Origin of the sequence: Nocardia sp. NPDC005366, assembly GCF_040606855.1 — a bacterium.
In the GTDB taxonomy this organism is placed as follows: domain Bacteria; phylum Actinomycetota; class Actinomycetes; order Mycobacteriales; family Mycobacteriaceae; genus Nocardia.
This window is the reverse complement of sequence record NZ_JBEXFQ010000020.1, coordinates 54,724-80,267: the sequence shown is the minus strand read 5'-3', so window position 1 is coordinate 80,267 and position 25,544 is coordinate 54,724. Positions and strand designations below refer to the sequence as shown.

At 69.5% G+C, this 25,544-nt stretch carries 2 protein-coding genes (both only partly in view); both read left to right on the top strand.

Features of this window, described 5'->3' with window-relative positions:
* Positions 1–16,339, top strand: the 3' portion of a protein-coding gene (locus tag ABZS43_RS22590) for a non-ribosomal peptide synthase/polyketide synthase (RefSeq protein ID WP_355037914.1). 1,487 nt of this gene lie to the left of the window's left edge; the window shows 16,339 of its 17,826 coding nt (coding positions 1,488–17,826); the start codon falls outside the window, past its left edge; it ends in the stop codon at positions 16,337–16,339.
* Positions 16,339–25,544: the 5' end (the start) of a non-ribosomal peptide synthase/polyketide synthase gene (locus ABZS43_RS22585; RefSeq protein ID WP_355037913.1), read on the top strand. 16,141 nt of this gene lie beyond the right edge of the window; 9,206 of the gene's 25,347 nt are visible here — the first part of the coding sequence; the start codon lies at positions 16,339–16,341; its stop codon lies off the right edge, out of view. The genes ABZS43_RS22590 and ABZS43_RS22585 overlap by 1 nt, the downstream gene beginning before the upstream one ends.

Here is a 25,544-nt window from a genome sequence, read left to right as displayed (position 1 = left end):
CGCCCGCACGCCCGACGCGCCCGCGCTGCACGCGGCGGGCGCACCCGAGCAGAGCCTGACCTACCGCGCGCTCGCGGGCCGTGTCCATCGGCTCGCGCGCTATCTGATCGCCGCTGGTGTCGGTCCGGAGACGGTGGTGGCGTTGCATATTCGGCGCTCCACCGATCTGGTCGTCGCGATGTACGCGATTCTCGCGGCCGGAGGCGCTTATCTGCCGCTGGATCCGGACCATCCGGCCGAGCGCACCGCGCATATCCTCGCCACCGCCCGCCCGGTCTGCGTGCTGAGCGCCGGAACCGCGGACGCACCGGAGGTTCCCGGGTCTGGGCTGGTGGATCTGGACCGGCTCGACCTATCGGGTTATTCGGACGCCCCGATCTGGGACCGTGAGCGCACCGCGGCGCTGCGGCCCGCCCACCCCGCCTACGTCATCTTCACCTCGGGTTCCACTGGATTGCCGAAGGGTGTTTCGATCACCCACGAGGCCATCGTGAATCGGCTGGTGTGGATGCAACAGACCTACGGGCTGCGCACCGACGACGTGGTGTTGCAGAAGACGCCGGCCACCTTCGACGTGTCGGTGTGGGAGTTCTTCTGGCCGTTGCAGATCGGCGCCACCCTGGTACTCGCCGAACCGGACGGACATCGCGATCCGGCGTACCTGCGTGCGGTGATCGCCGAATACGGCGTGACCATCGCACATTTCGTACCCTCGATGCTGGAAGTGTTCCTGGCGCACCAGGACATCGCGCGCAGCACTTCGTTGCGTTCGGTCTTCGCCTCCGGTGAGGCGTTGCCCGCGACGCTGGCGCAGCGTCTGCGGGTGATGACGGGTGCGCGGCTGCACAACCTGTATGGACCCACCGAGGCCGCGGTCGACGTCACGTTCCACGAAGTGACCGACACCGATACCGTCTCGGTGCCGATCGGCGCGCCGGTATTCAATACCAGGCTCTATGTGCTCGATTCGCGGCTGCGGCCCGCGCCGGTCGGGGCTCCGGGTGAGCTGTATCTGTCGGGGGTACAGCTCGCCCGGGGTTATGTCGCGCGACCGGAGTTGACCGCCGCGCGTTTCGTCGCCGATCCCTTCGGCGGACCGGACGGGCCGTCGCCGGTCGGCGCGCGGATGTATCGCACCGGCGATCTGGTGCGCTGGACCGCCAACGGTGAACTGGAATATCTGGGCCGCACCGATTTCCAGGTCAAAGTGCGTGGTCTGCGGATCGAACTCGGCGAGATCGAATCGGTACTCGGGGCCGTGGATTCGGTGGTGCGCGCGGTGGTCGTCGTCCGTGACGACGCGGGCGTCGGCGAGCAACTGGTGGCCTATGCGGTGGAGTCCGAGCCGGGGACGTTATCGGCCGCGCATCTGCGCGCCGCCGCCGCCCGCGCCCTGCCCGGCTATATGGTGCCCGCCGCCTACGTGGTGCTCGACGCGCTGCCGGTCAATGCCTCCGGCAAACTCGACCGGGCCGCGCTGCCCGCGCCGGACCGGGGCGCGAACGCGTACCTGGCCCCGGTCACGCCGGTGGAGCGAGCGGTCGCCCTGGTATTCGGTGACGTGCTCGGACGCGAACGCGTCGGCAGGGCAGACGATTTCTTCGCCCTCGGGGGAAACAGCCTGGTCGCCACCCAGGTCGCCGCGCGACTGAGTGCGGAACTCGGATGCGATCTCGGCGTTCGCGACGTGTTCACCGCCACCACGGTGTCCGAACTCGCCGAACTGATCGAGCGGGCGGGCGGAACGGGCGCCGCTGCGATCGTGCCGCTGCGGGCGCGACCGAGGCCGCCGCTGGTCCCCCTGTCTCCCGCGCAGCAGCGGATCTGGTTCCTGAACCGGTTCGAGCGTGCGGGCGCGGGATACAACATGCCTTTCGTCGTGCGGATGCGCGGCGAGGTCGACCTGGCCGCGCTGCGGTCGGCCATCGGTGACGTGGTCGAACGTCACGAGGTGCTGCGCACGCTGTTCCCCGCGCTTCCGCTCGGCCATCCCGACGGGGTCGCCGCCCAGCAGATCGTGCCCGAGGTGGTGCTGGCCGACGAGCCGGAGCCGATCGCGGCAGGCGCGCTCGAGCGCGAATTGTTCGACTTCGCCACCACGGGATTCGATCTGGAACGCGAGATCCCCTTCCGGGTGCGCGTTTTCACCGTGGACGACGGCGGCGTCGCGCTGGCGCTGGTCCTGCACCACATCGCCGCCGACGGCCTCTCGTTGCGGGTGCTGGCGCGCGATGTCATGCGCGCCTATATGTCTCGATGCGGCGGGGCGGCGCCCGACTGGACGCCGCTGCCGGTGCAGTACGCGGATTACAGCCTGTGGCAGCGCGAAGTGCTCGGCTCACCCGCCGACGCGACGGCGACGCTGTCGCGGCAACTGGCGTACTGGACCGAGACATTGGCGGGCGCGCCGGAACAGTTGGATCTGCCCGCGGACCGCGCGCGTCCCGCGACCGCGTCGGGGCGCGGTGCGGTCCACCGCTTCGTTATACCGGGCCACGTGGTCGTCGGCGTCGCCGATATCGCACGGTCGCGTGGTGTCTCGGCGTTCATGGTGTTGCACGGCGCGATGGCCGCGCTGCTGTCGCGGGTCACCGGCGTCGCCGATATCGTCATCGGCACTCCGGTCGCCGGGCGCGGCGAGCGGGCGTTGGACGAACTCATCGGCATGTTCGTCAACACCCTGGTGCTGCGGACCGCCGTCGATGCGGCCGAACCCTTCTCCGCGCTGCTCGAGCGGGTGCGCGATACCGACCTGGCGGCCTACGGTCACGCCGACCTGCCGTTCGAGCAGTTGGTCGAGGCCGTCAATCCGCTGCGCTCACAGGCCAGGCATCCGCTGTTCCAGGTCATGCTGGCCTTCGACAACGCGGCGGCGGTGGAATTCGAACTGCCCGGTCTCGCGGTGTCCACCGAGGTCATCGATACCGGGGTGACCAAATTCGATCTCCAGCTCACCGTCGCGGGAGGATTCACCGACTCCGAGCCGGTTCCCGCTGAATTCGGTTATGCCACTGACCTTTTCGATGAGGAAACGATCGCCGATCTGTCGCGGTGGCTGTTGCGGCTACTCGGCGCGCTCATCGCCGATATCGACGCGGTGATCGGCGACCTGCCGTTGCTCGACGCGGCGGAGCGCACGCGGGCGGTCGAACTGGGTGTGCGCGGCGGGCCCGTCACTCCAGCGGGGGATACCGTTCTCGACGCGTTCGCGGCCCAGGTGCGCCGCACCCCGGACGCGGTGGCCCTCGTCGACGGTGACCGCGTCCGGACATACGCGGAATTCGCGGCCGAGGTCAACCGCCTGGCGCGGGTGCTGATCGGCACGGGCGTCGGCCCGGAAACCCGGGTCGTGCTCGGGATGCGCCGTTCGGCGGAATTCGTCACCGCCGTCTACGCGGTACTCACCGCGGGCGGGGCCTATGTGCCGGTCGATCCGGACCAGCCGGTCGCGCGCCTGGCCCACGTCGTCGCCGAGGCGGACCCGGTCTGCGTGCTGACCCGTTCCGCGGACGGGTGGGGCCCGGTCGATCCGTCGATTCCGGTGCTCCTCGTCGACGAGGTCGACCCCACGGGGGACGCGCGGGAGGTCGTCGACGCCGAGCGGATCCGTCCGTTGCGGGCCGCCGATACGGCTTACCTCCTCTTCACCTCCGGTTCCACCGGCCGTCCCAAAGGTGTAGCGGTGCAACATCTCTCGGTGGCGAACCAGATCCGCTGGATCACCGACGAATACGCCGTCGGCCCCGCCGATGTGGTGCTGTTCAAGACTCCGGCGACCTTCGACGTGTCGGTCTGGGAACTGTTCGCCCCGCTCACCAGGGGCGCGCGGCTGGTGGTCGCCGAACACGACGGGCACCGTGACACCGGCTACCTCGCGTCGACGATCGCGACGCACCGGGTGACGATGACATCCTTCGTGCCCTCCATGCTCACGGTGTTCGCCGCTGTCGCCCCGCCGGTCGCGCTCGCGTCGCTGCGGACGGTTTTCGTCGCTGGCGAGGCGATGACCGGTGAGGCAGCCGCGGCTTTCGCGGCGATATGCTCCGCCGACCTGCACAATCTGTACGGTCCGACGGAATTCACCGTGCACGCTACCCATGCCCCCGTCGACGCGCGGACCACCGGCCCTGTCCCGATCGGACGGCCGGTATTCGACAGCACGACCCTGATCCTGGACCAGCGGCTGCGCCCTGTTCCCGAATCGGTGGTCGGTGAGCTGTACCTGTCCGGTGTGCAGGTGGCGCGGGGCTACCACGGCAGGTCCGCGCTGACGGCGCAACGGTTCGTCGCCAACCCGTACGGCCCGGCCGGGGACCGGATGTACCGGACAGGTGATCTGGTGCGCCGCAACCGCTCCGGTGCGCTGGAGTACCTGGGGCGCGGCGACTTCCAGGTGAAATTGCGCGGCCAGCGCATCGAACTCGGGGAAATCGAGGCCGCGTTGCTCGCCGACCCCGCCGTGGCGTCCGCCGCGGTGCGGGTCCACAGCGGCGCCGCCGGTGAACTGCTCGTCGCGTACGTGGTCACCGACCTGGACGACGCGCGAGTGAGCGCGGTGCTCGGCGAGCGGCTGCGTGAGGTGCTGCCCTCCTATATGGTGCCCACCGCGTTCGTCCGGATGGCCGCGATGCCGCTGACGAGTTCGGGCAAGCTCGATCGCGCGGCACTGCCGGAGCCGGTGCTGACCGCGGTGGCCTACCGTGCCCCCGCCACCGAATACGAGCGGCTCGTCGCGGCCGAATTCGCCGAGGTGCTCGGCCTGGACCGGGTCGGCCTCGATGACGATTTCTTCGCTCTCGGTGGAAACTCGCTGGTCGCCACCCAGATCGCGGCGCGGCTCGCGGCGGCGATCGGCGCCGAGGTGCCGGTGCGGATGCTGTTCGAGCGTTCGACGGTCGGCGGGTTGGCCGCACACCTGCCGAGCCGGGACCTGGCGCGGGTCCGTCGTCCGCTGGTGCCCGCGACCAGGCCGGATATCGTGCCGCTTTCCTATGCGCAGCAGCGGATGTGGTTCCTGAACCAGTTCGACGGTGACTCCGTCGCGAATAATCTCACCGCCGCCATGCGGTTGCGCGGCGAACTCGACCATGCGGCGCTGAACGAGGCGGTCGCCGACCTCATCGCCAGGCACGAGGCGTTGCGCACGAGATATCCCTCGGTGGAGGGGATCGCGCGCCAGGAAGTGCTTTCCCCCGACGCGGTCGCGATCGATCTCACGGCCGAGCCTGTCACGGAGCGGCAGGTGACGGAGCGGATCGCGGCGGTGGCCGCCGCCCCGTTCGCGGTGGACAGGGAACCGCCGGTCCGTCTCGCGCTGCTGCGCGTCGGGTCCGCCGACCATGTGCTCGTCGTCTCGATGCATCACATCGCCGCGGACGGGTGGTCCATCGCCCCGCTGACCCGAGATCTCATGCGCGCCTACGCCGCACGCCACGCGGGCACGAGTCCCGACTGGTCGCCGCTGCCGGTGCAGTACGCGGATTTCGCGCTGTGGCAGCGCGATACGCTCGGCGCGGAAGACGATCCGAGCTCGCCCATCGCCGCTCAGCTCCGCTTCTGGTCGACCGAACTCGCCGATCTGCCCGAGGTGCTCACACTGCCATCGGACCGGCCACGTCCGCCCGTCGCCTCCGGCCGGGGCGCGCGGCACAGCTTCGATATCGACGCGCGGACCTATCGTCGGTTGCGCTCGATCGCGGCGGGGGCCAATGCCTCGCTGTTCATGGCGTGCCACGCCGCCTTCGCCGTGTTGCTGTCGAAATTGTCCGGGCAACAGGATATTTCGATCGGAACGCCTATCGCTGGGCGCGGTGACCGGGCGCTCGACGAGCTGGTCGGGATGTTCGTCAACACCCTGGTCCTGCGCACCGGGGTGCGACCCGATATCGGCTTCGCCGATCTGCTCGCGACGGTGCGCGACGGCGATCTGCGCGCGTTCGGTCATGCCGACGTCCCGTTCGAGCGCCTGGTCGACGCGCTCGATCCGCAGCGATCCGAGGCGCGTCACCCGCTGTTCCAGGTGATGCTCGATTTCCAGAACACCGCGCGGACCGCGCTGGAACTGGCCGGACTCGGCGTCTCGGAACTGGAGATCGACAGCGCTACGGCGAAATTCGATCTGCAGCTGACCCTGCGCGAAGCCGCCGACGGCTCCGGGCTCGCCGGGGTCTTCGAATATTCGACCGATCTGTTCGACCCGGACACCATCGCCTCCTTCGCGACCAGGTTGCGGCGGGTGCTCGACGCGGTGGCCGCCGATCCTCGGATGCCGATCGAGACGATCGACATCATGTCCGCGGTGGAACGGACGCAGCTGCTCGAGACCTGGAATGCCACCTCCCGCCCGATCGAGCCCGGCGCGACGCTGGTATCGCTGTTCGAGGCGCGGCGGATGCGCACCCCCGACGCGGTCGCGCTCACCGGTGACGCCGTGTCGCTGACCTATGCCGAATTCGCGAGCCGGGTGAATCGGCTGGCGCGGCTGTTGATATCGATCGGCGTCGGACCCGAACGCACGGTCGCCATCGCCATGCGCCGCTCGACCGATCTCGTCGTCGCCGTGTACGCGGTGCTGACGGCGGGCGGGGCCTATGTTCCGGTGGACCCGGAACATCCGGCCGAGCGCATCGAGGACGTGCTGTGCGCGGCACTGCCGGTCTGCGTGCTGAGCCGTACCGAGGACGACGTGGCACTGCCGGTCGGCGGCCGGTCGTGGGCGGTACTGGACGTGGACGGTTTCGATACCGCCGACTATCCGGACACCCCCCTGTCCGACGCGGATCGGCACGGCGCGCTGCGCGCGGGCCATGCCGCCTACGTGCTGTTCACCTCCGGGTCGACCGGTCGCCCGAAGGGCGTCGTGGTCACGCACGCCGCGATCGTCAACCGGCTGGTCTGGATGCAGGACAGCTACCGGCTCACTCCCGGGGACGCGGTATTGCAGAAGACGCCAGCCACCTTCGACGTGTCGGTGTGGGAATTCTTCTGGCCGCTGCAATGCGGTGCGCGCCTGGTGGTGGCGAAACCCGACGGCCACCGCGATCCTCGCTATCTGGCCGAGGTGATCCGGCGCGAACGGGTCACGGTGGCGCATTTCGTGCCGTCGATGCTGTCGGTGTTCGTCGCCGAATCAGCCGTCGCCGCATGCGGCGAGCTGCGTCTGGTCTTCTCCTCGGGTGAGGCGCTGCCGCCCGATCCCGCGCACCGGCTGCGGCGGGCGACCGGCGCGCGGGTATTCAATCTGTACGGGCCGACCGAGGCGGCCGTCGACGTCACCCACCACGAGGTGACCGATGCCGACACCCAGACGGTGCCGATCGGCGCGCCGGTCGCCAATACCCAGGTCTACGTCCTCGACGCCCGGTTGCGGCCGGTCCCGTCCGGGGTACCCGGTGAGCTGTATCTCGCGGGCGCCCAGCTGGCGCGCGGCTATGTGGGCCGTCCGGATCTGACGGGTGACCGCTTCGTGGCGAATCCCTTCGGCGCGCCGGGTTCGCGCATGTACCGCACCGGTGATCTGGCCGCGTGGAACCGCGGCGGCGAACTGGAATATCTGGGCCGCACCGATTTCCAGGTGAAATTGCGTGGTCTGCGCATCGAACTGGGCGAAATCGAGGCCGCGCTCACCGCCATCGATGCCGTCGCCCAGGCCGCCGTGATCGTGCACGAGGCCACCCGCCTCGTCGGCTATCTCGTCCCGGACAGTTCCGGCGTCGACGTGGAGGCGGTGCGGGCCGCGCTGACGCGCCGACTGCCCGCCTACATGGTGCCTGCGGCCTACGTTGTGCTACCGGAATTCCCGGTCAACGCCTCCGGCAAACTGGATCGAAAGGCGCTGCCCGCACCGGATTTCGAACCGGTGGCCTTCCGGGCTCCGGTGACCGCGACGCAGCGGGTCGTCGCACGGGTTTTCGCCGAAATCCTCGGTGTCGACCCCGATGTGCGCCGGATCGGCCTCGATGACGATTTCTTCGCGCTCGGCGGGAATTCGCTGTCCGCCACTCGCGTCGTCGCGCGGATCGGCGCCGCTGTCGACGCGCGGTTGCCCGTGCGGACACTGTTCGACGCCTCCACCGTGGCAGCGCTGGCCGAACGCGCCGACCTGCTGCGCGGCGACGGCGCGCGGATCGCCCTGAGCGCGCGAGCACGACCGGATCGGATTCCGCTCGCGCCCGCACAGCAGCGCGTCTGGTTCCTCAACCGTTTCCTCGCGGACGCGCCGGAGGGGCCGGGTGACGCGGTCGACAACATTCCCGTCGCCCTGCGCCTGACCGGACAGCTGGACCCGGCGGCATTGAGCGCGGCGCTGGCCGATGTGATCGCGCGCCACGAATCGTTGCGTACCCGCTATCCGGCGGGTGCGGACGGCGCGGAGCAGGTGATCGTGGCCGCGGAGCAGGCCGTCGTACCGCTGCGTCCCGAGCCGGTCGCCGAATCCGAACTGGCCGAACGGCTGCGTCGGTGCATGGCGAGAACTTTCGACCTCACCGCGGATCTGCCGCTGCGCGCCGACCTGTTCGCGCTCGGCCCGGCCGAACACATCCTCGTCCTGGTCCTGCACCACATCTGCGCCGACGGTTTCTCGCTCGGCCCGCTGGCGTCGGATCTCATGTCGGCGTACGCGGCTCGCCGATCCGGCGCCGACCCCGAGTTCGCGCCGCTGCCGGTGCAGTACGTCGACTACACGCTGTGGCACAACGAGATCCTCGGCGCCGCAGACGATCCCGGTTCCCTCGCGCACCGCCAGCGGGAATTCTGGCGTCGCACCCTCGACGGACTTCCCGAACAGCTGGACCTGCCCACCGATCGCCCGCGTCCCTCGGTGTCCAGTTTCCGCGGCGCGGCCCACCGGTTCCGCATCGATTCCGATCTGCACGGTGAACTGCGTGAATTGGCGCGCAAGCGCGAGACCACGCTGTTCAGCACCGTGCACGCCGCACTCGCCGTGCTGCTGGCCAGGCTCTCCGGCGGCACCGACATCGCGATCGGCACCCCGGTCGCGGGCCGGGGAGAAGCCGAACTCGACCGGTTGGTCGGCATGTTCGTCAACACCCTGGTCCTTCGCACCGACATCGACCCGAGGGCCCGGTTCGAAACCGTTCTCGACGCGGTGCGCGGCGCGGATCTGGACGCACTCTCGCACGCCGATCTCCCGTTCGAACAGATCGTCGACCTGATCGCGCCCGCGCGGGCGCAGAACCGGCATCCGCTGTTCCAGGTGGCGCTCAGCTGGCAGAATTTCGCGTTGCCCGCACTGGAAACCGCGGGTCTCACCGTCGCCCCGGTCGAATTCGACACCACCGTGGCGAAATTCGATCTGCAACTGACCGTCGTCGAATCCGATGACGCGGACGGCCGCGCCGACGGTATGGACATCGAGATCGTCTACGCGACAGATCTCTTCGACGCGGGCACGGTCGCGGTACTCGCGCGCCGATTCACCCAGGTGCTCGCGGCGATAGCCGCCGACGCCACGGTCGTCGTCGGCGATATCCAGGTACTCAGCGCCGAGGAGCAGCAGCGCGCCCTCTACGAATGGTCGCGTGTCGGGGCGGGTACGGCGATCTCGACCGGAACCGTCGCGGATCGCTTCGCGTCGGCGCTCGCCATCGATCCGGCGGCGGTGGCCGTGCGCTGCGGCGGCTCCGCGCTGACCTACGCCGAACTCGACACGTGGTCGAACCGGCTGGCCCGCAGGCTCGTCGCCGCCGGGGTCGGACCGGAAACACTGGTGGCGGTGGCGCTCGCGCGCTCGGTGGAACTGATCGTCGCCCTGCTCGCGGTCCTCAAGGCCGGTGGCGGTTACCTGCCTGTCGACCCGAACTACCCGGCGGACCGGATCGGGTACATCCTCGACGACGCCAGGCCGATCTGCGCGATCGGCAGCGTCGCGACCGGACTCGCGCGCGATTGGTTCGACGGCCAGGTCCTCGACGTCGACGCGGCGAATCTCGCCGATATCGACCCCTCCCCGCTGACCGACGCCGACCGGCGCGCGCCGCTGCTCCCGGCGCATGCCGCCTACGTCATCTACACCTCCGGGTCGACGGGACAACCCAAAGGCGTGGTGGTGCCGCATCGCAATATGCTGGCGCTGCTGGACAATACGGCGGCGGATTTCGATTTCGGGCCGTCGGATGTGTGGACGATGTTCCACTCCTACGCTTTCGACTTCTCGGTCTGGGAGGTGTGGGGCGCGCTGCTGAACGGCGGCCTGCTCGTGGTCGTCGACTACTTCACGTCGCGATCGCCCGAGCAGTTCCGTGAGTTGCTCGTCCGCGAGCGGGTGACGGTGCTCAACCAGACGCCGTCGGCCTTCTATCAGTTGATCGCCGCCGACGCGGCGCTCGAACCCGCCGAATTCGCTTTGCGTTACGTGATATTCGGCGGCGAGGCGCTGGAACCGCAGCGTCTGGACGGCTGGTTCGCCCGGTACCCGCACGCGCCGCGGCTGGTGAATATGTACGGCATCACCGAGACCACGGTGCATGTGTCCTACCGCCCGATCGAACCGGGCGGCGCGACGGCGGGCATCATCGGCCGTCCGATTCCGGGACTGATCGTGCGGGTGCTCGACGCCAGGCTGCGCCCCGCGCCGGTCGGCGTACCCGGTGAGATCTATGTCTCCGGCGGACAACTCGCGCGCGGCTACCTGGGCCGCCCCGGGCTGACCGCCGCCAGATTCGTCGCCGACCCGTACTCGAGTGACGGTTCGCCCGCCTACCGGTCCGGTGACCTCGCGCGCTGGACCGCCGATGGCGACCTGGAATATCTCGGGCGCGCCGATCAGCAGGTGAACCTGCGCGGATTCCGCATCGAGCCGGGTGAGATCGAGGCGATGCTGCTCGAATCGGGCGCGCCCGATATCAGCGAAGCCGTGGTGATCGTGCGCACCGATCTCGCCGACGAAGCGCGCCTGATCGCCTACGTCGTCGCGGCGCGGATCGACCGCGCCCCCGCGCAAATCGATACCGCCGCGTTGCGGCAAATCGATACCGCCGCGTTGCGGCAGCTTGCCGCTGACCGGCTTCCCGAGCATATGGTGCCCGCCGCCATCGTGGAGGTCGACCGCATTCCGTTGACCGTCAACGGGAAACTCGATCGCGCCGCACTGCCCGCCCCGCTGTTCGATGGCGCCGTCTACCGCAAACCCGCCACCCTCGCGGAGGAGATCGTCGCCGGTGTCTTCGCGGAGGTGCTCGGGCTCGCGACGCGGGACCGGCAGGTCGGCGCGGACGACGATTTCTTCGCACTCGGCGGCAGTTCGCTGCTCGCCGCCAAGGCCGTCGCCCGCATCGGGGCGGCGCTGGCCCGCTCGGTCGGCGTGCGCGCGCTGTTCGACACCCCGCGCGTCGCCGATCTGGCGGCCGCGGTGACCGCGGTCGCGGCATCGGGTCGTACCAGGCCCGCGCTGGCGGCGCGGGCACGGCCGAGCCGAATCCCGCTCTCGCCCGCGCAGCAGCGCATGTGGTTCCTCAATCGCTTCGACAGCGCCTCGACCGCCTACAACATCCCGCTTGCACTGCGGTTGTCGGGCACGGTGCGGGTGGCCGCGCTGCAAGCCGCGCTCGGCGATGTGATCGCACGACACGAATCGCTGCGGACCACCTACCCCGAGGTCGACGGCGCCCCGACACAGCTGATCATCCCTGTCGCACAGGCGGTTCCGGCGCTGTACCCGATCGAGGTGACCGAGGCGCAACTGCCCGCCCGGATCAGGGAACTCGCCGACACCGCGTTCGACGTCACGGCGGAGGTGCCGATTCGCCTGCGGCTGTGGCGGGTCGGAGGAGCCGAAAGCACCGAATACGTCCTCGCCGCGGTCCTGCACCATATCGCCGCGGACGGCTCCTCCCTCACCCCGTTCGTCCGAGATCTCATGCTCGCCTACGGTGACCGGCTCGACGACCGCGCGCCCTCGTGGAAGCCGCGAGCGGTGCAGTACGCGGATTACGCACTGTGGCAACGGGAGCTGCTCGGCTCGGAGGACGATCCGGAATCTCTCGCGGCCGAGCAGATCGGGTACTGGTCCGACGCGCTGGCCGGACTGCCGGATCAACTGACCTTGCCGACCGACCATCCGCGTCCGGCGCGCCAGAGCCTGCGCGGGGCCAAGGTCGACTGGACTGTCGACGCCGATCTGCACGCGGAGCTCATCGCGGTCGGGCGAGCGCGCGGGGCGACACTGTTCATGGTGGTCCAGGCGGCGTTCGCGGCATTGCTCGCGCGTCTGTCCGGTGCGGCCGATATCGCCGTCGGCACACCCGTCGCTGGTCGCGGCGAGGCCGAACTCGACGACGTCATCGGCATGTTCGTCAACACCCTGGTGCTGCGGACCCGCGTCGAGGGCGGGGAAAGCTTCGATGAGCTGCTCGGGCGGGTGCGCGCGGCCGATGTCGCGGCCTTCTCTCACGCCGACGTGCCGTTCGAGCGCCTGGTCGAGGTGCTCAACCCGGAACGGTCGACGGCGCGGCATCCGCTGTTCCAGGTCGGCTACTCGTTCCAGAATCACGAGCGCGCCACCCTGCGACTGCCGGGACTCGACGTTCACCCGATCGAATTCGACAGCGGGGTCGCGCAATTCGACCTGCACCTGTTCGCGGTCGACCAGTACGACGCCGACGGCGCGCCCGCCGGTATCGAACTGACCCTCGGCTACGCCACCGATCTGTTCGAGCCCGCGACCGCGCACCGCATCGCCGATCAGTTGCGCCGGGTGCTCGACGCGGCGGCGCGGCGGCCGATGACGGCGGTCGGCGATCTCGACCTACTGGGGGAGACCGGCAGGGAACGCCTGCTGAGCGGCTGGAACAGGACCACGCACCGGGTGGTCGCCACCACGCTGGCCGATCTCTCCGCCGTCCAGGCCGCACGGACCCCCGAGTCCGTCGCGCTCGTCGACGCGCACACCGAACGGACCATCGGCTACCGCGAATTCGACGCCGCGATCAATCGGCTCGCGCGCAGACTCATCGCCGAAGGAGTCGGTCCGGAGACCACGGTCGTACTGGCCGTGCGTCGTTCGATCGAATTGGTCGTCGCGATGTACGCGGTGGTGCGTGCCGGTGGCGCGTACGTGCCGATCGATCTCGACCATCCCGCCGACCGGATCGCCTACGTCATCCAGACCGCGGACCCGGTCTGTGTGCTCACGACCGCCGCGGACGCCGGGGCGGTCGAGGCCGCCGTGCCGGTGCTCGAGATGGACCGGCTCGATCTCGCGAGCTACGCCGCCGACCCGATCTGCGACGCGGACCGGATCCGCCCGCTGCTCCCCGACCATCCGGCCTATGTCATCTTCACCTCGGGCTCGACCGGTCTCCCCAAGGGCGTGACCATCTCACACGCCGCGATCGTCAACCAATTGACATGGCTGCGTGATGTTTTCGCGCTCGACGAGCACGAGCGCGTGCTGCTCAAAACCCCGGCGACCTTCGATCTGTCGGTCTGGGAATTCTGGTCGCCGCTGACGACAGGCGGGCGGTTGATCGTGACCGCGCCCGGCGTCGAACGCGAACCCGACCGGCTGCGCGCGCTGCTCGACCGCTACGGCGTGACGGTTCTGCACGCGGTGCCCTCGCTGATCGGTCTGCTGCTGGCGGCGGCCCCGGAGCAACCGCTGCCCGCGACGCTGCGGCATGTGCTCGCGATCGGCGAAGCCCTGCCGCCCGCCACCGCCGCCGACTTCCTGCGCGCGGCGGACGGCGGAACGCGGCTGTGGAATCTCTACGGACCCACCGAAGCCGCAGTGTCCATCACCGCGTTCGAGGTCGCCGATGAGCCGGGACATGTGGTGCCGATCGGCGCGCCCGCCTGGAACAGCCGCGTCTACGTGCTGGACAGCAGGTTGCGGCCGGTGCCCGTCGGGGTCGCGGGCGAGCTGTATCTGGCGGGACGGCAGTTGGCCCGCGGGTACCAGGGCAGGTCCGCGCTGACGGCGGACCGGTTCGTCGCGAACCCGTACGCCTGCGACGCCTCCCGCATGTACCGGACCGGGGATATCGTGCGCTGGCGCCCGGACGGCACGCTGGAGTACCTCGAGCGCGCCGATTTCCAGGTGCAGATCGGTGGATTCCGCATCGAACTCGGCGAGGTCGAGACGGCGCTGCGGCGACAGCCGGGGGTACACGCCGCCGTCGCGGTGGCACACCGGGACGAGCGGGCGGGTACCCGCCTGATCGCGTACGCGGCGGTGGCGCAGTCGCACGCCCGCCCGGAACTCGCCGCCGACCTGCGCGTGGCGATCGCGGCCGATCTGCCCGCGTACATGGTGCCCGCCGCGGTCGTCGTGCTGGCGGAGCTTCCGCTCAACGCCAATGGCAAGGTGGACCGGGCGCGGCTGCCCGAACCGGTTTTCACCGAGGCCGTCTTCCGTGCGCCGAGCACCGAATCGGAGCGAGCGGTCGCGCAGATCTTCGCCGAGGTCATCGGTGCGAGCGCGGTCGGGTTGGACGACGATTTCTTCGCACTCGGCGGCAATTCGCTGCTCGCGACCAAGGTGGTGGCGCGACTCGGTGCGGCGCTCGGCGTCAGGGTGCCGGTGGCGGCGGTTTTCGAATCGCCCACGGTGACGGCTCTCGTCGCGAGGATCGCCGAACTCGGCGCGGGCGAGGCGGGACCAGCGCTGGTGCGCCGCGCCGCCGCCGGTCCGGCCCCGCTCGCGCCGGCCCAGCAGCGGATGTGGGTGGTCAACCGGCTCGCGCCGGAGTCGGCCGCGTACAACATTCCCGCGGCCATCCAGCTGACCGGCGCGCTGGACCCGGCGGTCTTGGCCGCGGCGATCGCCGACGTGGTCGAGCGGCACGAGACATTGCGCACCAGGTACCCGGATACCGAACAGGGGCCGGTGCAGCAGGTACTGCCCGCGAGCGCCGTACGCGTCGACCTCACCCCCGTTCCGGTGTCGCCGGATGCGCTCACCTCGCGCGTCCGCGAATTCGTCGCCACCGGTTTCGATGTCACCGCCGCGCCCCCGGTACGCGCGACGCTGTTCGAAACCGGTGCATCGCAGTGGGTTCTGGTGGTCGTGCTGCACCATATCGCCGCCGACGGCTATTCGGTGGCGCCGATGACGCGCGATCTGATTCGCGCCTATCTCGATCGTGCCCGGGGTGAATCCCCCGCATTCGCACCTCTCGAGGTGCAGTACTCGGATTACAGTGAGTGGCAGCGCGAGCTGCTGGGCGAACAGTCCGATTCCGGCAGCCTGATGGTGCGTCAACTCGGTTATTGGATAAAGGAATTGGCGGGTCTGCCCGAAGTGCTGCCGCTGCCGACCGATCGGTCGCGGCCCGCGCGGCGTGATATGCGCGGCGGCATAGTGGATTTCCAGGTCGGCGCGGATCTGACCGCTCGGCTCGACGCGCTCGCCAGGGAATACGGCACGACGCTGTTCACCCTGATCCACAGCGCGCTCGCGGTGCTGCTCGCCAAACTCTGCGGGACTACCGATATCGCGATCGGCGCTCCGGTCGCAGGACGGGGTGCGCGCGAACTCGACGATCTGATCGGCATGTTCGTCAACACGGTCGTCCTGCGCACCGAGGTGGATCCGAGGGTGAGTTTCGCGGATCTGCTCCGGCAGGCACGAGACCGGGATCTGGCCGCGCTCTCCCACGCGGATGTGCCGTTCGACCAGGTCGTCGAGGCCATGGGGCGGGCGCGATCCAGTGCGTACACGCCGCTTTTCCAGGTGATGTTCACCTTCCAGAACATGGCGACCGGGCCCATCGCGCTCCCCGGACTCGAGGTCGAGGTCCTCGATCCGGACCTGGGCGAGGCGAAATTCGACCTCCAGCTCACCGGAATCGAACGTTTCGGCGCGGACGGATCACGCACCGGGATCGACCTCCGGTTCGGCTACGCCACCGATCTTTTCGACGCCGCGACCGTCCAACGCTGTGCCGAGCGACTACTCGCGATCCTCACCGCGGTCGCCGAGCAGCCGACGATCACCGTCCGTGCCATCGATATCCGCACCGACGCCGAGCAGAAACGTCCCGCGCGCACCGCGGACCTGCCCGCGGCGAGTACCGATGACCTGCCCGAACTCATCGCGGCGGCGGCCCGTGTCGCCCCGGAGGCCATCGCCTTCACCCACGGTGCGCGCGCGGTCTCCTACCGCGAGCTGGCCGGGAAGGTGACGACGGTGGCGAAGGCCATGGGCGCCGCGGCGAAGCCGGAAGCCCTGATCAATGTCTCCCTCGCCGGGCTCGTGCCCGGTGTGCTGGCCGCGCTCGGCGGTGGTGGTCTCGCCGAGGCCATGCGCGCCCTGCTCGATGACGCGCGGTCGGTCGCCGCGCTCAGCCACCCGGAAATCGATTCGGAAGGAATTTGCTGATGTCCCCAGCAGAATCGGTCACATCAAGCAATCGCACCAGGCCGTACAACCATCCGGCCCTGCGGCGCGCCTACGGCATCGATGACTTGCCCGTACTGATCGATACCGTCGCCGAGTTCGCGCCCGATCGGGTCGCGCTGCGCCACGAGGGCGTCGGCGTCAGTTACGGGGCGCTGGCATCGGAGATCACCCTGCTGTCCGAGGCCATGGGCGGCGGTCTCGGACCCGACGCCCTCGTCCCGGTCGTCATCTCCGGTCAGCTGCCGACCCTGCTGGATTCGGGCGACGGCGCGCTCGGCGCGGTACTCGAGCAGTTGCTCGATGACGCGCTCGTCGCCGCCGGTCCCGTGCTCAGCACCGAATTCGCCCCGGTCGAAACGCTGGTCACCGAATTCGAGGCGCAGGTGCGCCGGACCCCGGACGCGGTGGCGCTGGAGTACGCGGGCGAGACGCTCAGCTATTCCGAATTCCATGCGCGGGTCACCGCCCTTGCCCGGCATCTGATCGGACTCGGCGTCGGTCCCGACGTACTCGTCGGCTTGTCGGTGCGGCGGTCGTTCGAACTGCTCGTCGGCATGTACGCGATCCTCGAGGCGGGCGGCGGATACGTCCCGATCGATCCGGAGCATCCGGCCGAACGCATCGCGTATGTATTGGAAACCGCCGCGCCCGCGCTGGTTCTGACCACGACGGGCGACGAGCCCGAACTGGGTGCGCTGGTACCGGTGCTGCGTATCGACGAATTCGAATCGGGCGCGGCCCATTCCGGCGATCACGTGGAAATCGCGCGCATCGCGTCGGCGGACAATACCGCCTACGTGATCTTCACCTCCGGTTCGACGGGCCGCCCCAAGGGCGTCGCGATCTCCCACCGCGCGATCATGGCCAATCTGCGCTGGCGGCAGCGGCTTTTCCGGCTGCGCGACGACGATGTGGTGCTCCAGAAGACCCCTTTCACCTTCGACGTGTCGGTGTGGGAGTTCTTCTGGCCCTTGCAGGTCGGCGCGCGATTGGTGATCGCCGCGCCGGACGGACACCGCGATCCGGCGTATCTGGCGGAAACGATTCGGCGCGAGAAGATCACGGTCGCCCATTTCGTGCCGTCGATGCTGTCGGTTTTCGTCGGCGAGCCCGATATCGAAGCGGCGGTGCCGACACTGCGGCTGGTCTTCGCCTCCGGCGAGGCGCTGCCCGCCGCGACGGCCGCCGCGTTCCGCGAGATCAGCGGCGCGACCCTGCACAACCTGTACGGGCCGACCGAGGCGGCGGTCGACGTCACCGCGCACGAGGTGACCGGTGCCGATATCACCACGGTGCCGATCGGCGCCGCGGCCGACGACACCGATCTGCTGGTCCTCGACGACAATCTGCGTCCGGTGCCCGACGGCGTGGTCGGCGAACTGTATCTCGCCGGTGTGCAATTGGCCCGCGGCTATGTGGCGCGGGCCGGGCTCACCGCCGACCGGTTCGTCGCCAATCCGGAGGGTGCGCCCGGTGACCGGATGTACCGCACCGGCGACCTGGTCCGCTGGGTGTCGGATGTGGACGGCGGCCCGGCGGAACTGGAATACCTCGGCCGCACCGACTTCCAGGTCAAACTGCGCGGCCTGCGCGTCGAACTGGGTGAGGTCGAGGCGGCGCTGCTGCGCGGCGAACAGGTGGCCCAGGCCGCGGTGGTGCTGCATCGGCACGCGGGCGGGGAGCACCTGGTCGGCTACGTGGTCGGCGCGGGCGGACGCGCGCCCGACATCGCGGATGTGCTCGACCAGGCTCGCAGGCAGCTGCCCGAGTACATGGTGCCGACGCTGGTGCAGGTACTCGACGAGATGCCGTTGAACGCCAACGGAAAACTGGACCGCCGCGCCCTGCCCGAGCCGGAATTCGCCTCGGCGACGGGCGAGTTCCGTGCCCCGGCCACCGAGGCCGAACGGGTGGTCGCCGAGGTGTTCGGCGAGCTGCTCGGGCTCGATCGAGTCGGTGCGGACGACGGCTTCTTCGTCCTCGGCGGCAATTCACTCATCGCGACACGGGCGATCGCCCGGGTCGGCGAGGCGCTCGGCATCGCGGTGGACGTGCGCGATTTCTTCGACAATCCGACGGTGGCCGCGGTCGCCGCGCTGGCGCGGTCGGCGACGCCGCGACCGCCGCTGGTCGCGGGCACGCGCCCCGACACCATTCCGCTCTCGCCCGCGCAGCGGCGGATGTGGTTCCTCAACCGCTTCGGCTCCGGCGGCGGAAGCGGTGTCGATACCGCGGCGGTGGACAATATCCCGGTGGCGCTGCGGCTGCGCGGGCCGCTCGATCGGGACGCGCTCGCCGCCGCCGTCACCGATCTGGTCGCGCGCCACGAGATCCTGCGTACCGTCTACCCGCAGACCGAAACCGGTCCGGTGCAGGTGATCCGCCCGCTGCACGCCGCCTTCGATCTGTCGCCCACCGACGTCGCGCCCGAGCGGCTCGCCGCCGCCATCGCCGACGCCGCGGCGCAGGGTTTCGATGTCGCCGAGGAGATCCCGGTGCGGGTGCGGCTGCTGCGCAGCGCCGCGCAGGATCACACGCTGGTGCTGGTGGTGCACCATATCGCCGCTGACGGCGTGTCGTTCGCGCCGCTGCTGCGCGATCTCGTCACCGCCTACGGCGCGCGCCGCGACGGCCACGGTCCCGACTGGGAACCGCTCGCGGTGCAGTACGCCGATTACGCGCTGTGGCAGCGGGAACTCCTCGGCGAACCCGACGACCCCGCATCGGCGGCGGCACGCCAGCTCGCCTTCTGGAAATCCGAATTGGCCGAGCTGCCCGCCCAATTGGATCTGCCCTCGGACCGGCCGCGACCCGCGTCGTCCTCCTATCGCGGAGCCACCCACGCCTTCGTCATCGACGCCGGACTGCGCGAGGCCGTCGACGCGATCGCCGCGAACAGCGGTGCGACGCCGTTCATGGTGCTGCACGCCGCCCTCGCCGCGCTGCTGGCGCGACTGTCCGGCACCGCCGATATAGCGATCGGCAGCCCGGTCGCCGGACGCGGGCACCGGGCGCTCGACGATCTGGTCGGCATGTTCGTCAATACTCTCGTCCTGCGTACCGAGGTGTCGGCGGCGGATTCCTTCGCCCAGTTGGTCGCGCACGCCAGAGACCGCGACCTGCGTGCCTTCGCCAACGCCGACGTGCCGTTCGAGCAGTTGGTCGAGGTACTCGATCCGGCGCGGTCCCAGGCGCGCCATCCGCTGTTCCAGGTCGCGCTGTTCATGCAGAATATGGCGCGGATCGCCCTAGAACTGCCCGATCTGGCCGTGGAGATGGTCGATTTCGATCCCGGCTTCGCCAAATTCGACCTGCAGCTCACCGTCTCCGAGCCGGATGTCCCCGATTCCGGGTATCGCGCCGAATTCACCTACGCCACCGATCTTTTCGACGCACCGACGGTGGCGGAGTTCGCCGCCAAATTCCTCCGGCTGCTGCACGCCGCCGTCGCCGATCCTGACCTGCCCGTCGGGGATATCGAACTGCTCGACGCGGGCGAACTGGACTATGTCACCGCGAGCTGGAATGCCAGCGGTCGCAAGGTCTCCGACAATTTCCTACACGAGGGATTCGACAACCAGGTTCGCCGCACGCCGAACGCGATCGCGCTCATCGCCGACGGCCCGGCCGAGACCGCCCTGACCTACACCGAGCTCTCGGACCGGGCCAACAGCCTCGCGCGACTGCTCATCAGGGCCGGTGTCGGCCCGGAATCGCTTGTTGTCCTCGCTATCCCGCGTTCGGTCGAGTTGGTGATCGCGATGTACGCGGTGCTGCGGGCCGGCGGCGCGTATGTCCCTATCGATCCGGCGCATCCGGCCGGGCGTATCGGCCACATTCTCGACACCGCGCGTGCGCATTCCATCCTGACCACCCGCGCGACCGGATTCAACACCGCGCACCCGGTACCGGTGCGCTACCTCGACGAGGTCGATCTGTCGCGGTTCTCCTCGGCCACGATCTCCGACAGCGAGCGGCGCGGCGCACTGCGTCCCGACCATCCGGCCTACGTCATCTTCACTTCCGGCTCGACCGGGACACCGAAGGGCGTCACGGTCAGCCACCGCGCCATCGCCAATCAGATGGCCTGGATGCACGACGAGTACCGGCCGCGCACGGGAGATGTCTACCTGCAGAAGACCGCGACGACCTTCGACGTGTCGCTGTGGGGCTACTTCCTGCCGTTGCGCGCGGGCGCGACACTGGTGCTCGCTACCCCGGACGGACATCGGGATCCGCGCTACATCGCGGAGACGATCGCCGGCCGCGGCGTCACGCTGACCGATTTCGTGCCGTCGATGCTCTCGGTCTTCGCCGCCCATGCCGAGCCGGGCGAATTGGATTCGCTGCGTGACATCTTCGTCATCGGCGAGGCGCTGCCGCCGGAGACCGTCGCGGCCGTCCAGGCCGTCTGCGCCGCCGGTGTGCACAATCTCTACGGTCCGACCGAGGCGGCTGTCTCGATCACCTCCCGCGAGGTCACCGCCGAGGACGCGCCCGTCGTGCCGATCGGCGAGCCCGAATGGAATTCCCAGGTGTACGTGCTGGATTCGCGGCTGCACCCGGTGCCGATCGGGGTGCCCGGCGAGCTGTACCTGGCGGGCGATCAACTGGCGCGCGGCTATCACGGCCGCGTCGACCTGACCGCGGACCGATTCGTCGCCAACCCGTTCGGAACCGGGGGCGAACGGATGTATCGCACCGGCGACCTGGTGCGCTGGAGCCAGGACGGCGAACTGGTCTACCTCGGCCGGATGGATTTCCAGGTGAAATTCCGCGGTCAGCGCATCGAACTGGCCGATATCGAGACCGCGCTGCTCGCCACGCCCGAGGTGAGCCAGGCGGCGGTCAGGCTCGTCACCGGCGCGGCCGGCGACTACCTCGCGGGCTATGTGGTCCGCACGTCCGAGGACGAGTGGAACCCGGACGCGCTGCGCCGGGAACTCGCCCGGCGACTGCCCGCGTACATGGTGCCGACCGCACTGGTCGAGCTGCCGGAATTCCCGCTCAACACCAGCGGCAAATTGGATCGCAAGGCACTGCCCGTTCCCGTTCCGCTGACCACCGAATTCCGTGCCCCGGTCGAGGCCACCCAACGCGCGGTGGCGACCGTCTTCGCGGAGGTGCTCGGGGTGCGACAGGTCGGCCTCGACGATGATTTCTTCGCCCTCGGCGGCAGTTCGCTCGCCGCCACCCGGGTGAGCGCGCGCATCGGCGAGGTCGTCGGCGCGCGTATTCCGGTGCGCGCCCTGTTCGAATCCGCCACGGTGGAATCCTTCGCCTCGGCCGTCGACGCGCTCAGCCGGACGAGTACGCCGCGACTGCTGCCCCTGCGGGAGCGTCCGTCGCGGGTGCCGCTGTCACCCGCGCAGCAGCGCCTGTGGTTCCTGAACCGGGTCGAGACCCAAGATGCCGCCGCCGATTCGTCCGCCGCCGATTCGTCCGCCGCTGACGCGAGTGTGTACAACCTCCCCGTCGTGCTGCGTCTGCGCGGCAGACTGGATGTGGCCGCGCTCAAGCGCGCCGTCATGGATGTGCTCGCCCGCCACGAATCGTTGCGAACCCTCTATCCGCAGGACGAGGACGGTCCGTACCAGGAAATTCTCGGCATCGACGATATCGGCCTCAATCTCACGCCGATGCTCGTCGAGCGCGCGGCGTTGATCGACACGGTCGGCGCCATCGTCGGCGCCGGATTCGACGTGACCACCGAGATCCCCGCGCGGATGGCGCTGCTGACGGTGGAGCAGGCGGGCGCCGCGCGCGGCGTGCCCGTCGAGGAACATGTCCTCGTCATCGTCGTCCACCACATCGCCGGTGACGCGCTGTCGATGACGCCGCTCATCGGCGATCTGGTCCGCGCCTACCGGGCCCGGCTGATCAGCAGGCGACCCGACTGGACCGAATTGCCGGTGCAGTACGCCGATTACAGCCTCTGGCAGCACCGGCTGCTCGGATCCGAGAACGATCCCGCGGCTCTCGCGGCCAGGCAGCTGCGCTACTGGCGAACGGCGCTGGACGGGCTGCCCGCCGATCTCGCGCTGCCGACCGATCGCCCGCGTCCCGCCCAGCCGACGAACCGGGGGGCCGCAATCGATTTCACGATCGACGCCACGGTGGCCGCGCGCCTGCGCACGCTCGCCGAGCGCAACGGCGCGACCCTGTTCATGGTGTTGCACGCGGCCTTCGCCGCGACCATGGCCCGGCTGAGCGGCACCGACGATATCGTGGTCGGTTCGCCGATCGGCGGCCGTGGCGAACGCGAACTCGACGCGCTGATCGGCATGTTCGTCAACACGCTCGTGCTGCGTACGCGGGTACCGGCCGACGTGCCCTTCACCGAATTCCTGACCCGAGTCAAGCAGGCCGATATCGAGGCCTTCGCCCACGCCGAACTGCCCTTCGAACGCCTCGTCGACGTGCTGGCGGTCGATCGCAGCACCGGCGCGCATCCGCTGTTCCAGGTGATGCTGAGCTACGGCGAAGCCCGGCCGAATGTCATGCCAGAGGTGCCGTGGCTGACGCTGGAACCGATCGACATCCCCGATACCGGAGCCAAATTCGACCTGCACCTGGTGCTGAACGAAACGGTCGATTCCGCCGCGCTGACCGGCAGCCTGCGTTACGCCACCGATCTGTTCGACGCGCCGACCATCGCCTCGTTCGTCGTCCGGCTGCGCCGGGTGCTCGCCACCGTCGCCGCCGATCCTCGGGTGCGCGTCGGCGATATCGACCTGCTCGACGTCGCCGAGCGCACCCGGCTGCTGCGCGAATGGAACAGCACCGACCATCGCATCGACCGCACGCTCACGCTGCCGTCCCTGTTCGCGGCGCAGGCGCGGCGCACCCCCGACAGTCCCGCGGTGACCTTCGACGCGACGACTCTGTCCTACGCCGAATTCGCCGACCGGGTGCACCGGCTCGCGCGCTGGCTCATCGCGCGGGGCGTCGGACCGGATACGCTGGTCGCGCTGGGTATGCGGCGCTCGATAGACCTGGTCGTCGGCATGTACGCGGTCAGCGTCGCCGGTGGCGGTTACGTGCCGATCGATCCCGATCACCCGGCCGAACGCGTCGGGCATATCCTCACCACCGCCGACCCGGTCACCGTGCTCACCTCGGGGTCGGATCTGGACCTGCCGGTCGACCAGACGCGCATCGATCGACTCGACCTCGACCGGTTCTCGAACGCGCCGGTGACCGACGCTGATCGACGGATGCCGCTGCGTGCGTCGAATACCGCGTACGTGATCTTCACCTCCGGTTCCACCGGGCGGCCCAAGGGCGTCGCGGTCAGTCACGGCGCGATCGTGAACCGGCTGCGATGGATGCAGTCCACCCATATCGCCCTGGACGAATCCGACGCGCTGTTGCAGAAGACGCCGGTGACCTTCGACGTCTCCGTGCCCGAGTTCTTCTGGCCGCTGCAGGTGGGGGCGCGCCTGGTCCTCGCCCGGCCCGGCGGCCACCGCGATCCCGCGTATCTGGCGACAACCATTCGGCGCGAGCAGATCACGGTGGTCCACTTCGTGCCGTCGATGCTGTCGGTCTTCGTCGCCGACGAGATCGACGTGCCGTCGCTGCGTCACATCCTCTGCTCGGGTGAGGCGTTGCCCGCCGCGACCGCGCGCCGAGTGCGCGAACTCACCGACATCACGGTGCACAACCTCTACGGTCCGACCGAGGCCGCGGTCGAAGTGACCCACCACGAGGTGACCGACGCCGATGCGCGCGAGGTGCCGATGGGCGCGCCGGTCTGGAACACCCAGGTCTATGTGCTCGACGCGCGGCTGCACCCGGTGCCTGCCGGGGTGCCGGGCGAACTGTATCTGGCGGGCGCGCAATTGGCGCGCGGCTATCTCGGCCGGTCCGACCTGACCGGAGATCGGTTCGTGGCCAACCCGTTCGGCGCGCGTGGTGCTCGCATGTACCGCACCGGCGACCTGGTGGCCTGGCGCACCGACGGATCGGGTGAGCTGGAGTTCCTCGGGCGCACCGATTTCCAGGTCAAGGTGCGCGGTCTGCGGATCGAACTCGGCGAGATCGAGGCGGCGCTGCTCGCCGCGCCCTCGGTCGCCCAGGCGGTGGTGCTGGTCCGCGACGATCACGGCACCGGCGATCAGCTGGTCGCCTATCTCGTCGGCGACGGTGATCTCGATATCGCGACCATACGCGGGGAACTCGCCCGTCGACTACCGGCCTACATGGTGCCGACCGCGTTCGTGGTCCTGCGTGAATTCCCCGTCAACGCCTCCGGCAAACTCGATCGCGGCGCGCTGCCCGCTCCCGCCGTCGCGACCGGGGTGTTCCGGCGTCCCGAAGGCACCGCGGAAACCCTTGTCGCCGAGACTTTCCTGGCGCTGCTCGGCGCGGATCGGGTCGGCGCGGACGACGATTTCTTCGCCCTCGGCGGCAATTCGCTCATCGCCACCCAGCTCGCGGCCCGACTGAGCCGGGCGACCGGCTCGGAGGTGCCGGTGCGCACCGTCTTCGACGCGCCGACCGTGCGCGAATTGGCACGGCGGCTCTCGGTCGCCCCGACGGGGTCCGATATCGAGCCGGTCGCGCTGCCACCGTTGACCGCGCAGGAGCGCGATTCGCCCATCCCGCTGTCCATCGCCCAGCAGCGCATGTGGTTCCTGAACCGGTTCGACAGCGCGAGCGGCGGTTACAACATTCCCTTCGCGCTGCGCCTGACCGGCTCGCTGAACGTGGGCGCGCTCGAATCGGCGATCGCCGATGTGATCGCCAGGCACGAGACCCTGCGGACCATCTATCCCGAACGCGACGGCGATGCCACGCAGGTGGTACTGCCCGCGGGAACCCGGCTGGTCGAATTGGTCGCACGGACCGTGCGCACCGACGAGGTGCCCGATCTGCTCGCCGCGTCCGCGCGTACGGGATTCGACGTGACGAGCGAGGTGCCGCTGCGCGTGCGCCTGCTGCGGATCGAGGACGCGACGCCAGCGGCGCAGCAGACGCACATCCTGCTGTTCGTGATCCACCACATCGCCGCCGACGGCTGGTCCTTCGCGCCGCTCACCCGCGATCTCGCGGCCGCCTATGTGGCACGGTGCGCGAATATCGCACCGAACTGGGGTGAACTCCCGGTGCAGTACGCCGATTTCGCCCTGTGGCAGCGCAGTGCCCTCGGCCGCGCCGACGACGAGAATTCGGTGCTGGC